Source organism: Arthrobacter stackebrandtii (assembly GCF_017876675.1).
Lineage (GTDB): Bacteria > Actinomycetota > Actinomycetes > Actinomycetales > Micrococcaceae > Specibacter > Specibacter stackebrandtii.
In genome coordinates this window covers 3,285,498-3,298,424 of the sequence record NZ_JAGIOI010000001.1, presented here as the reverse complement: position 1 = coordinate 3,298,424, position 12,927 = coordinate 3,285,498, and the positions used below count along the sequence as shown (strand labels likewise).

Annotated in this window: 4 protein-coding genes; 3 read left to right on the top strand and 1 reads right to left on the bottom strand. The window is 60.3% G+C overall.

From position 1 onward, the window contains the following. Positions 1 to 55 precede the first annotated feature (55 nt). A complete protein-coding gene (locus JOF48_RS14315; protein ID WP_209681720.1) occupies positions 56 to 3,715 on the top strand; it encodes a CDP-glycerol glycerophosphotransferase family protein in 3,660 nt (1,219 codons plus the stop codon). A gap of 151 nt (positions 3,716 to 3,866) precedes the next feature. Beyond that, complete coding sequence (locus tag JOF48_RS14310) at positions 3,867 to 5,618, top strand: glycosyltransferase (protein ID WP_209681718.1); 1,752 nt, start codon at positions 3,867 to 3,869, stop codon at positions 5,616 to 5,618. Between the two features lie 90 nt (positions 5,619 to 5,708). Here JOF48_RS14310 and JOF48_RS14305 read toward each other — a convergent pair whose 3' ends face one another. Beyond that, entirely contained in the window at positions 5,709 to 10,826 is a 5,118-nt protein-coding gene (locus JOF48_RS14305; protein WP_209681716.1) for a peroxidase family protein, read from the bottom strand. Between the two features lie 1,498 nt (positions 10,827 to 12,324). On the opposite strand from JOF48_RS14305, the gene JOF48_RS14300 reads away from it, so the two are divergent. Continuing rightward, on the top strand, positions 12,325 to 12,912 hold the full coding sequence (locus JOF48_RS14300; protein WP_209681714.1) for a YdcF family protein: 588 nt from the start codon (positions 12,325 to 12,327) through the stop codon (positions 12,910 to 12,912). Positions 12,913 to 12,927: the final 15 nt, after the last annotated feature.

Here is a 12,927-nt window from a genome sequence, read left to right as displayed (position 1 = left end):
CTCCATTAAAGACCAACAAGAAAATAGACATCCCTTGCAACAGTCCGGTCCGAATTTGAAACAGTCGCTGCGCAGCACAGCCCTGCCTGTCTGGCGCATGCTGCCGGCTGCCCGGCGCACCAAGATCCGCAAGGCGCTGGGCGCCACAGGGAAGGCGCTGTCGGCGGCTGCTTCGTTGAATGGACGCGTCAAGATTCAGCAGCCCAAGATTGCTGTCATTGTCATCGCGACGGACCCTGAATCGACAGCCGAAACGATTCGAAATGTCCTCAGCCAACAACTCCATGCCATCGAGGTTGTCGTCAGCCATCCGGTGCACGTTGACGGCGTGCCGTGGGTCCGCTCCCCAGACTCCCCCACCGATCGCAGAGTGTCCTGGCTGAGTTCCCGCGGCGGGAACGAGCTCGGAGATGTGGGCGACTGCCTTGCAGGATCCACTGCTCCCAGTGTGCTTGTTCTCCGCGGAGGTGAGCAACTGCAAACCGCATTCCTCAGGACGGTCATCGGCGAACTGGGGCGAAGCAACGCCCAATTTCTGGTGGGCACCGTTCGTGGGAGCAAGGGCGCCAGTGCGGCGTTCGGTGAGACTGCAGCCAAAGACGATGCTGCAGTCAATGTGGAGGGGCTGCCCCAAGTCTTCCTGGACAGGGCGGTGGGCAACAAGTTGTTCTCGCGCCGGTTCCTGGCCGAACTGACAGAGCTTGCCGGCGACAATCCGGAAATCCGGACTGCCGACCTGCCCGACCTGGCTTACGGACTCGCCAAATCCTTTGAGCTGACTTCCATTCCGGCGCTTCGGAGGGCTGTCCCGGACAACCTGCGGACCTTGGGGCGCGCGGTGCTGTGCGATCCGGAATTCATGAACGCCGTCGTGGCATCCACTGAAGCCGTTTCGAAGATCCTGAAGCCCGCACTGTCTGGCGCCGTCTACTCCACTTGGCTTACTCGGCAGCTCGGCACAAACTTCTTCCCCTTCTATGAAGTGGTGCCGAGGGTGGATGGCGCCTACTGGGAATCCCTTCAGCGCTCTGTCACCGGATTGGCCGCTTCCGGAGAAATCGTTTGGCCGGAGATCCGGCTGCACCAGCGCCTTCTTCTGGCAAACATGCTCAAGGGGCATCGTTCCGATGTGGAAACGATATCGATTTCCCGCAGCGACTACGCCTCCAGTTATGTGGTCAAGGAAGCAGACGGTGCCCTGCGCGCGGAACCGGAATACCTCAAGCGGATCCAGGCACCGGAACCGATGGAACTCCTTGAATTCAACCCGGTGGACCAGGTGTCCGTCGCCAGGCTGACGCACTTCTCGTGGCTCCACGACGGAACACTGGAGATTCAGGGCCACGCCTACGTCAAGGGCCTGGATCCTGTCGCCGGCATGTCGCAGCTGAACGCCACACTGGTGGATGGTGAAGGCGCCGCCGTCCAGTCGCTGGCCGCACTTCCAGTAACCGATCACACGATCGACTGGACCGCGAACGACAACTGGACCAGCTACGCGGCATCAGGGTTCAAGCTGTCCATCAATCCTGCCGAGCTCTTTGAAGCTGCCAAGGACGACAGCAGCAACCGCTGGAACCTTGTGCTGGCACTCACAGTCTTCGGCCGTGAATTTGACCAGCTGGAAACCACCCGTGACATGCGCGGCTCCGGTGGATTCGTTCCTGTCGGCCCCATGTCCAATGGCACCCGCATGGCCATTGAGTTCTCCCCCGACACCGGGCTCAGCGTCCTGCGCGTGGCACCCCGCGTCCAGGCTGCCTCCGCTTCATTTGACCATGACATGTTCCTCAGCCTCGAACTCCACACCAGTGACCCGGCCCTGGCCGGCACCACGTCACGCCTGCTCGCGGTTTCCACCACGGGAAGACGCACACATGCGAAGGAGTTTTCCTTCAGCGCCGAAGGCTCGGCGTCCGTTCGCCTGCAGCTGCCGAAGGGCCCACAAGGGCACCGCAAGTACGATGCAAGTTCATGGGACCTGACCCTGGCTCTGCCCGACGGAGCACAGGTCCCCATTGCCCTCCCCGGCGGCTCGTCCACCATGGAATCCAGCAACTGCTCGCTCCAACAATTCTCCATTGACCAGACCGGGCACGGCTACCTGCGGACGTCCTCGTCAAGAAACCTGATTCTGGCCGACGACGTCACCCTGTCAGACGACGAGTCGTCGCTGCGAATCAAGGGGTCGTGGTCATTCGACTCCCCCGATGCACCTAATCTTGTGCTGCACAGCGGGAAGGCAGTCATCACCCCCTCCCACGTCGAGCTGAACCACACTTCCGGCTCGTCCGGCGAATACTTGGCTACGTTCCCGCTCGTCCACGACGAATGGTCGCTGGGTCCCGTCTACAGGGAAAGCGGCGCGTACAGCCTGCGACAAGTGGACACCGGGGTGCCACCGTCTTCAGGCCACTGGATTATTTCCACCCCCCGCCTCCAGCAGACCATGCCGCAGCGGATCCACGGGAACAACATTGAGGTCGGAGTTTCGCGCACCCCCAACAGTGCCGCGCTGGTGATTCACCTCCGCCCCAGCTTGCGGGCTGATGAGATAGGACGGTTCAACCAGCAGAAGCTCAGGGCGGACACCGGCCACGGGCCCATTCAGGACAACCTGGCCCTGATCATGTGCTTCGGCGGCAAGCGGGCCACCGACAGTCCCCGGCGGCTCTTTGAAGAGCTCCAGGTCCAGGCGCCACACGTGAAAGTGCATTGGGCGGTTGCAGACGCCTCGGTCCCCGTCCCCGACGGCGCCGTCCGAACCGTCATCGGTTCAAGGGAGTGGTTTGAGGTCCTGTCCACAGCGCGCCTGCTGATCAACAACAACAACTTCCCGTTCTATTTCAGGAAGAGGCCGGGGCAGACCTACATCCAGACATGGCACGGCACACCCCTGAAACGCCTCGGCAACGACGTGGCGCGGACAAATTTCTCGCTCTCCTACTGGAATCTCATGTGGCGGGAGGCGACATACTGGGACGCACTGCTGGCCCAGAATGACTACGCCGCGCACGTCCTGGCCACCTGCTTTGGCTTCAACGGCCCCGTCATCGCCCAGGGCTATCCCCGGAACGATTCGCTGAGGTCCGAACGGTCGGAGCAGATTCGGCAGGAGACCCGTGCAAGGCTGGGCATCCCCGCCGGCAAGACCGTCATTCTCTATGCACCCACATGGCGCGACGACGTCCGCTCCGCCAGCAACAACTACGAACTCGTCACCTACCTTGATTTCGAGCAGGCACAGCGGGAACTGGGCGACGGCTACACCATCCTGCTTCGCGGCCACCACAACATCTCCGGACAGCGCCAAACCGCAGAAAACTCATTCATCGTCGACGTCACCGAATACCCGGAAGTCAACGACCTGTACCTGGCCGCCGACATGCTGGTCAACGACTATTCATCGGTCATGTTCGACTTCTGTGTCACACGCAAGCCGATCGTCTATCTGACCCCTGACATCGCCCGCTACCGGGACTCAACACGCGGCTTCTACTTCGACCTCGAGTCACAGGCGCCGGGGCCCCTTTTGAGCACCTCCGGCCAGGTCATCGACGCAATTGGGAACATTGCCGAGATCACGGAACGCTATTCCGAACGATACGAGGCATTCGTTGCCAAGTTTGCTCCGCACTGCGACGGCCACGCCACGGAACGAACCATGCATGAACTGGCAAAGATCCCCGGATTCTTGTCCGGCCGCAGCAAATGACCGAAAACTGCTATCCCACGATGCAAACCGACGAACGCAAGAAAGTGGAGTGACCATGCTGCCTTGGCGCAAGCAAAAACCAGCCACCGTTGATCTTCCCAGTGGCCGGCATTTTGCCGTGACTTGGGCTGTCTCCCACCAGTTTGGCGGCATGACGAATGTCCTGTTCCACAGATCCAAGGCGCTTGCCCGGCTGGGGCGCCGGGACATAGACATCGTGACGTTCGACTACAACGACTCCTACGATTCCGTCCGGCGCACCCTTGAGCGTGGCGGATACCTGGTCAAGGGGCTGAGGGTCGTGAATATGTGGGAACAGTTGGCGGACCCGCAAAACCCTCCGGTGTTCCCCCCGCAGGCTGACGTTGATTTGTCGTCCTTTGAACCTCTGGACACCACCCACCCAGTCATCAACCGGGCCGGCACGTCAGGGGGGCCCAGCAGGCGGCGTCGCATGGACAACGACTCCGGCAGCGTCATGCAAACCGACTACTTCCGCGTCGATGGATCAATGTACCTGTCGGACCGGCTGGATGGGTTCACAGCGGAGGGAAAAGCCACCCGCACCGTGTTCTTTTGCGATCTCAACGGGATCCCGGTGCGCCGCTGGAATTCCATGACCGGTCTCTACCATGCATGGCTGGACGCACTGTCCGGCGGACAAGCTGCGTATTTTATTGTCGACAGCAAGTTTTCGGCCCGCTTCATGAGCAGCTACCGCAGGGCAAACAGTGTCGTCCTGCACCTGGTCCACGGTTCCCACCTCGCACGCGCCAAGGATGGGCCGCACTCCCGGCTGAGCGTCGGCAGGATCGATGCCTTTGCCAAGGTCGATCAGTACGACTCGTTGGTGTTTCTCACACAGGAACAGTGCAACGACGCCCTCGAGAGGTACCAGGGCGCCGATAACTTCAGTGTCATCCCCAACAGCCGGGCGGCCGTTGAAACCTCCAAGTCGGCACCGCACCGGGACACGAATGCGCTCATCGTCGTGGCACGGCTGACGCGGAGCAAACGGCTCGACCACGCCATTCGTGCCGTGGTGAAGGCCAGGCACGATTCAGGACATCCACTGACGCTCGATATCTACGGTGATGGTGAGGACAGGGAGCGGATCGAAGGCGTGATCGCCGACCTGGATGCCGGTGATTTCATCAAACTTCGCGGACACACCGAATCTGTCAATGACGCCTTCGCCGCTGCCTCAATGTCGTTGCTGACCAGCTCGGCCGAGGGCTTCGGCCTTGTTCTTGTCGAGAGCCTTGCCGTCGGGTGCATCCCCATTGCCTACAACATCAAGTACGGCCCGTCTTTTGTCATTGATGAAGGACGCGACGGTTTTTTGGTCCCGGACGGGGACATCGATGCGCTGGCTGCCTCCATTGTGACTACGCGGAATCTGTCGAATGCAGATGTCCGTGCACTCCGCCAGCACGGCATTCAGGAAGCATCACGCTTCGGCGATGAGGAGATCTCCCGGCTGTGGGCACAGGAAATGCAGCGGGCAGCCGCCCGCAAGGCACGGCCCAGTCCGGAGCTGTCCACCGCCGTCTCAAGCAGCGGGGTCACCTTCGAGTCCGGCGGCCGCACCACGTTGTTCGTCGAAATTCAGGTGGCGGGAGATCCCGACTCCGCCGCGGAGCATTTCGCGGTACTGGTCAATCGCGGGGATGGCACCTGGCAGCGTGTACAGGCGGCCAGGGCAGAAGACAGGGCGGGCGGCAGGTACCTCGAATTTGTGCTGCCCCCATCCCTCGTCGCGAGCCTTGAAGGCCAGCTGACGGATGTGTCGATTGAAAGCCGTCTTTTGAACAGCCGGATCCGCACCCGGGTGCCGCTTGAGGGTGTTGGTGGCCATGTCCAGGTCTACTCAACCAAGTACGGGAACATGAGCTTCCGCTGACAAGGGCAGACATGCGAAGGGTGTTGCTTCCCAGCGATGGAAGCAACACCCTTCGTTCAGGCGCTCCGTTTTGTCACAGGTTGGGGATTCCTATGGCGCCGGGAGCGGGTTGTTTGGGCTCGGGACCAGCTCGGTGGCGTTCGAGTATGCCACCTCGTTGGTTCCCAAGTCATCTGTATAGGCGATGGCCAGACGGACGTGGTTGTCCTGCTGTCCGGCCGTGACCGTGAATGAGGCCATGTTGGTTCCATCCCCGGTGGCTCCGGGGATGTCGCTCCATTCCGTCCCGTCCGGGCTCTGTTGCCAGGTATAGACCCCACCTGGCTCTTCGAGCACGGATTCGGCACCGTCGGCATCACTCATGTGGGTGGTGATCCTCAGGATGTCGCCAACCTGCGGCGCCAGCGGGGCAATGACGGCACCGACCGGGGCATCATTCACATTGGCCACAGCCGCGGTTCCGGCGGAGGCGATCTGTTCGTGGGTTCCCAGTCCGTCGATGTAGGTCACCTGGACACGTACCGGTGCGCCAACCTCGGCGTCGGTGAGGGTGAAGATGCCCGTCTCGTTTGTCTGGGTCGTGACCCAGGCATTCGAGAATGGATCAGTTCCGGCTTCCACAAATGACTGCAGTGAGTATGTCAGCACCGAGTCAATGCCGTCAGCGTCACTGACACCCGAAGCATCCGTCGTCAGCGTTCCGTCTTCGGCAATCGGATCGTCGTGCTGCAGCAGCACGTCGCCGGCTGCCTGTCCACAGTTCGCTTCCGTCCCTAGAGGCAGGCACACCGCCTTGTCATTGAACTGGATTCGCTCAATGTTTCTCAGGACGTTGGACATTTCTTCGCCCTCGAGGGTGTTGACCACCTTGACAACATTGGGCTCAAGCTCTGTCAGCGTGTAGTCGCCGGCAATGCCCTCGAACACCGCAGTGTCAATGTTGTTGGCCTGGTTCTCCAGTTGCAGGACCTCCCGGACAATGTGAAGCTCGCTCGGGTTGATCGTGCCATCCAGCATCCTTGTATTGAATGCGGCCATGGAATCCTGCGACTCCACCGGCCCTCCGTTCGCCGGACGGTATTCGATCCGCACGTTCAGCCAAGCATCGCCGTCGACGAAGTTCCGGCCGTCGCGGGGCTCCAGCAAGTCCGAACCCATGCCACCGAGCAGGATGTTGTTGTTGAAGTCGCCGTCAAACGCGACCGGATCGTCCTGGAGGAACGGCCTGGCGTAGATCGGAATGTCTCCACCGCCGAGCAGTTCCCGCAGCCCGTTGATCCTGTCCAGATGGGCCTGGGTCAGGTCGTGTCCGTACCCAATGGCGCCTCCCGACGGATCAAAGGTTAGGTCGATCCCTCCCTGCGAGCCGCGGATGATGTCGTTGCCGTCCCATCCGCTGGTTGCTTCGGTCTGCAGGAACCTGTCCCTGATGGCTGTCAGGTCCTGGGGCATGCCGACAATGAAGCCCATGTCGGCATTCACTGGCGTCGTGTGACCCTTGTGCGTCACCCAGTCGAATCCCAGGACACCGGAGTACCGGTCTGTTCCTGGGCCGGCAACCATGATGTCGTCCCCGCCTTCGGCGTCAAGGTCATTGTTGCCGCCGTTGCCGATGAGGACGTCGTGGCCTCCGTGGTACAGGTTGGCGTCGTTGAACATGGTGTTGCCCATGTCGCCCTGTACCAGGTCTGCACCGCCAAGGCCCTCGAGCCAGTCGTTTCCTTCATCGCCGTAGAGGATGTCCGGACCGGTGGATCCGATCAGGAAATCGTCGCCGAGCCCGCCATGGGCGGTCACACGGTCCTGGCCGCCCATCATGTAGTCGATGCCTGAACCGCCGAAGGTGATGTCAGCAACGCCGGGACCCGGGTTCATGACATCGTTCCCGGCTTCACCCTGGAGCCTGTCGCCGTCGCCGAACAGGTCGGTGAGGATGTCATCGCCGTCACCTCCCATGAGGGAGTCGACGCCGTCGTCACCTTCGATCCTGTCGTTTCCGGCCTTGCCCCAGATGGAGTCATCGCCGAGCCCGCCTCGAATGGTGCTTGAAGCTTCTGTGTCTTGGATGACCACATGCTCGGGTCCGGTGAATCTCCAGCCGCTTGCAGCGTCGCCCGTGAGGCCGGCTGCGTTCAAGTCCGCCTGGGCGGCATCGAGGTTGAAGGTGAGCTGGGGAGACGCAAACACATCGTGCGGCACACGGTCCGCCGAAGTGTTGCGCAGGACGATCTGGGACAGTGAGTTCGCTTCCAGCGAGTGGAAGAGGGTGTTGCCCAGGTTTCGGGTGAGGTAGTAGAACCTGTCACCGTTTTGCAGGTCCTCGAGTTGTTGCTCGAACACGTAGTTGAATGTCGATCCCAACATGCCTCCGAAGATGTACGGCTTTTCAGCCATGCCGCCCATCCAAAGGTCAATGTCGTTGACTCCGGTGTCTGCGGCCGGTGCGTTCATGAAGCCGACGTCTGCTGCCAGGACCTGCCCGGCAGCACGCTTGGCATCGAACGTTGTGGCGTCAGCAACCGAGGGGTGGTTGGCGTAGGCTGCCAGGAAGTTGCCGATGGATTCGGGATTCTTCATGGACAGACGGAAGTCCTCCCAGCTGGCATAGGGCTTCAACTGCGAATCCCCGGACTCGGTGTAGAAGGTCGTCCGGGCGGTCTGCAGCGGTGGCACACCTGCGTCGCGGGCCCTCGCCAGGTTGATGGCGGGGAGGTCCAGCGGCAGTCCCAACAGCTTGTTGCGCAGTGTGTCCGTAACAAACTCGTCGACACCGTTGGCTGTCTGGTTGGCGAGCCCCTTGAGGATGCCGCCGGCAGAATCACTGGCTGACATGGGCGCACCATCCGGACCGTTGGCGAATGCCGTCGGATTCAAGAATGCATCCAGCAGCGGCATTTCCGTCACCGTGGTGCCATGCATCCGTGGGACGGATTCACGCAGCATTGAGTGTCCGAACCGGTAGACGGCGTGTGCGAATTCTGCATTGATGGACGAATTCACATTGGGCTGGTAGGAGTTCTCGTTGAGGACAACCGGGTCAATGGTCGGAACCACACGCCGGGCAAACTCTTCGAAGACCAGGTGCTGGTACTCCATCTCAGTCAGGAATCGTGCCGCCTGGAAGAGCCGTTCACCGTAGTTCCAGAATCCCCCTGCCTGGTATCGTGCCAGGAGTTCCGGCGGCATGTTGTTTTCCAGTTCATCCTTGACCTGATCCAGCACGCGGTTGTGTTCGGAGTGGAACACATGGTGGACGGAGGTGAGACCGATGTTTTCGTTCCCTCGACCGTCCCCCGTGATGTAGTGGGCATCCAAGGCGGCGTTGTCGTAACCGGGAATCACCACCCCACTTTCACTGATGGTCGGAGCAACAGGTGTTGCCCCGTGGGCGATGTCATCGAGGAAGGACGCATTGGCCGTCAGTGAACCTTCCGTTGAAAGGGGTTCAGCGCGATTGCCGGACTTTAGACCCGCCTCAAATGCAAGCTGTGCCTGGCCGTTCCCGTCCCGGATCAGTGAACCATATGGATCCGTGGCCAGCAACGGCACGTCCAGCACATCGAAGTCATTCATTCTGATGCCCAGCACGTTGAGTGCCTGGTCCTTTATGTCTTTCCACGTGGGCAGGCCGCCACCAGTGGTTCCGTTGAGGATCTTGCCCGTGGGGACGGGCCAGCCATTGGCGTCCAAGATGTACTCTCGCATGAAGGCCTGGTGTGAGGCATGCGAGCCGTAGGTCTGGTTCTGGTCCACAAACGGCGTGGTCCTGTTGACGTGTTCACGCTGCCCATCCGTTGTATCAATGGTTGCGCGTGTCAATGTCAGGAAGTTTGTCTGCGCGCCGTCAACATACAGGGGATCATCGGGCTTCAGCGGAATCACCACCGTACCGTTGCCGCCCTTGGAAACCAGGTCCAGCCCGTGGTCAAAGAACTGGCCAAAGATCGTGAACAGGCTCGTTGCCGATGCCGACAGTCCTTCGTCGGTTGCGATGTCCGGAATCTGGAAGTTCGCCCCTAGCGTCAGTGGAGCCACCGCTGCATCCAGTGGTGCCTGGATCGCAATGTTCCCACCGAGAATGACGATGTTGGCTGGCTGCAGCCGCTTGAGTTCTGCCTGCACCACGGCAGGCAGGGTTCCGTCCTTGGGAACCAGCAGGACCGGGCTTCCCTTGGCGCCGGCCACCGAGGCGATGGACAGCGCGTCGGGGAAGTTCGCATTCGTGCTGAGATACACGGTGTCGACTGGCGGACCAAAATTGGCCGCGGAAATCAAGGCTGCTGTCTCCGCAGAGTTCGCGCCGCCAATTCGTTCCGTTGGCCAGCTCTTGCTGAGCGTTGTTTGAACGTCAGCAGACACTGCCAAGGGGCCACCCAGAATCACGATCTTCTTGGGTGCCAGCCGCTGTATTTCAGCCAGGACCACCGGTGGAATTGCATTCTGCTGCACGAGCAGGACAGGTGAATTGTCGCGCGCTGCGGGTCCTGCAATCGCCAGTGCGTCCTGGAACCGCTGCCCTGTAACGACGTAGAGGGTTCCTAAGGGGTTGTCCGTCGCCGGGTTCGGGTGGGCGTACTTGCTGATCTCCACGGCAGTCGCATAGGAATTGGCACCGGCAATGCGGGTCACTCCCCCTGGTGCGTAAGCTTCCAGCTTGGTTGCGACAGCAGCGCTGATCGCACTTGGCCCGCCGGCAATAATGATCTTGTCGGGGCTGAGCCTGGTCAGCTCTGCAGCCGACTCCGCGGGGATGCTGTTTGTATTGATCAGCAGCACGGGAGCCCCTGCAGCCTTTGCAATGGCACTGACAGTCAGTGCGTCAGAGTAGTGGTTCACGCGGGCCACAACCACGGTGCCCACATTGGCAGGGAAGTTGGCCTGGCTGATCTCTGCTGACGTGGCTGTGGACGTCGCTCCAAAGAGCCGCGCCGTGGCGCCTCCCGGTTCCCGTCCTGCGCCTTCCACGCGAGCAGCCACGGCACCTGCCGCCGGGTTGGCCAACGTTTGGTCAACAATCAGGTTGCTGATGCTGCGCGGTTCTGAGTCGTAGACAAACCCGTCAGTTTGCTCGTAACTCGTTTGGGCTCCCGGCTGGGCTGAGTCATTCCCTGGCGCAAACGGCGGAGTGACTTCCGCTGGCCGGTACCGGGCTTCCAACAGCCTTGGAAAGACTTCCTGGGCCGTTCCATATCCGTCTTGTCCCGGCATGAGGTTGTTCCAGCGCCCGTCCACCGTACGCAGTCCGAAAGGCAATAGCGGTGAACCGACACACGGATCTCCGTCCAAATCGAAATGCGTCTGGGATGGAATATCGAACGTTGATGTCGCCTTGCACAACGGTGACGAACCTGGGTCCGTCAAAGTGTCTTCGGCGTGGGCTTCTGAGATTTCGATCTGCTTGATGATGAACTCAAGATCACCCTGCGAAACGTTGAAATCTTGCCCTGGCGGCGGTGCCGCAATGGCAGCGGGAGCGCTCATGAGCGCTCCCGTTGCCACCATGGCTATCGCGATGGCGATTGTACCCAGTTTCTTGCCTGCACTTCCAGGCACTCCTTGTCTACCCTGCACAGCAGCACTCCCCAAAACAGTGGCCCGACGCGGTTCGCCATTGGGCCGCGGTATCACTTGAGCACACCTCCGCCCCTTCAAACTGGCGAAGTTCCGGCTCAGGTGCGCTCAACTATTCAGCAGTTTATTGAATAAGTAAATACTTTCTTTAAATTCACACATAGCAATAGTTGACTATAGCAACCTAAATTAATTAGTTAGTTGACTATAGCAATATTTGACGTCAAATATGACGTCAAATATGACGTCAAATAAAGGCCACGCATGGACGCGATCCCTTTAGGATCAATACCCGGATCTGCCCGTTCCCGGAGAGCATCGAGAAACTCCCATTTCCAGAACGGAAGTCGGCGACGAGCGTTTAATGCATTAACTTTCAGAAATATATATTTCCCAAAAAGATCTAACAATTTCAATTTCCTTAACTCTCATGGTCACGTTCCCGTTTCGATCCCCCGGCCCCACTATCAAGCGCCGAACATCCCTGCGAGACTGCAGGCATGGGACGAGGGAAGCTTGCTGCGACGGGGATTGGCATGGCCTGCGCAATCACAATGTTGGGCGGCGTCAATGCCTGCATGCCGGAACCCCAATCAATGCCGGCTCCGTCGAACTCTCAGAGTTCAGATCCCACAACTCCGCCACCTCCATCCATCAGCAAGGGCCCGACGCCGGCCGTACCTGAAACCAAAGCCACGCCGGAGGCGCCCCGGGATCCCAGCCCGCCCGGCGCATTCCCTTCCTCTGCAAATTCGGGAACGGTGTTACTGACTCTCGATGGCGCGGAACCTCCCGTGGGAGCCGCCTGCACGGGAATCGCACAAAGGACAGAATCTGTCCTGTCCGGCGGTGGAGGCCTGGCCGGAGCGGCCGTTCCCTTGGGGCAGATAACGGTGGCTGTCGCCAATGAGATCGCGTTGCTACCAGGAACTTACAACTTTGAGGTTCGCTGCACGTCAGGCGGCAACGAATGGCAGGGTGATGACAGTGATTTCACCGTGGTGAGAGGTGAGCAGTCCGAATTGCGCATCTCTCTCGCACAATCGCTGCCATAGTGTGCGCGGACTGTGAGAGGTGCTTGACAAGGGGCCCGGGAGGACCCGGGACGCCTAGAATTGCCCGCTAGACTAGGGCCGTGCCTGCCATCAGAAAGCCCCGCAAGAAGACCGTCTTCATTACAGGGGCTGTTCTCCTCGTCCTCTTCCTCGGCTGGCTCTTCGCCGCTTTCCAGCTGTTCTACAACGTCCACACAGCACCACCAAAGCAGGCTGACGCTGTCGTCATGTTGGGCGGCGCCAGCAATGAACGCATGTTGGATGCCATGATGGTCAGGTTTGACTTGAAGGCCCCGTACCTGGTCCTCTCCAACACGGATACACGTGGAAATGCGAGTGCCGACGAGTACTGTGACACCCACAGCAACAAGGAAATCTACCCCGACGTCATCTGCTTCACCCCGGTGCCAATGGACACCCGAGGAGAAGCCACAGCTATCGCCCAGCTGGCGAAGGACTACCAATGGGAGAACATTGTCGTAGTCACGTCCAGCTACCACATCGAACGTGCAGGGCTGCTCATGCAACAATGCGTCGACGCCAACACCACCATGGTGTCGACAACCCCGCAGTTCACACCCTGGCAGTGGTTCCGCCGGTTCATCATCGAGACCGGTGGACTCATCGACGTCAACCTCAACCCCCAGTGCGACACCAAATCCAACTAGCAGCGGAGCTTCAAG

Excerpts from the sequence above, each read along its gene's own strand:
- JOF48_RS14310 (WP_209681718.1), top strand. The coding sequence starts at position 3,867 with ATGACGAATGTCCTGTTCCACAGATCCAAGGCGCTTGCCCGGCTGGGG.
- JOF48_RS14305 (WP_209681716.1), bottom strand. The coding sequence starts at position 10,826 with ATGCCGGGACAAGACGGATATGGAACGGCCCAGGAAGTCTTTCCAAGG.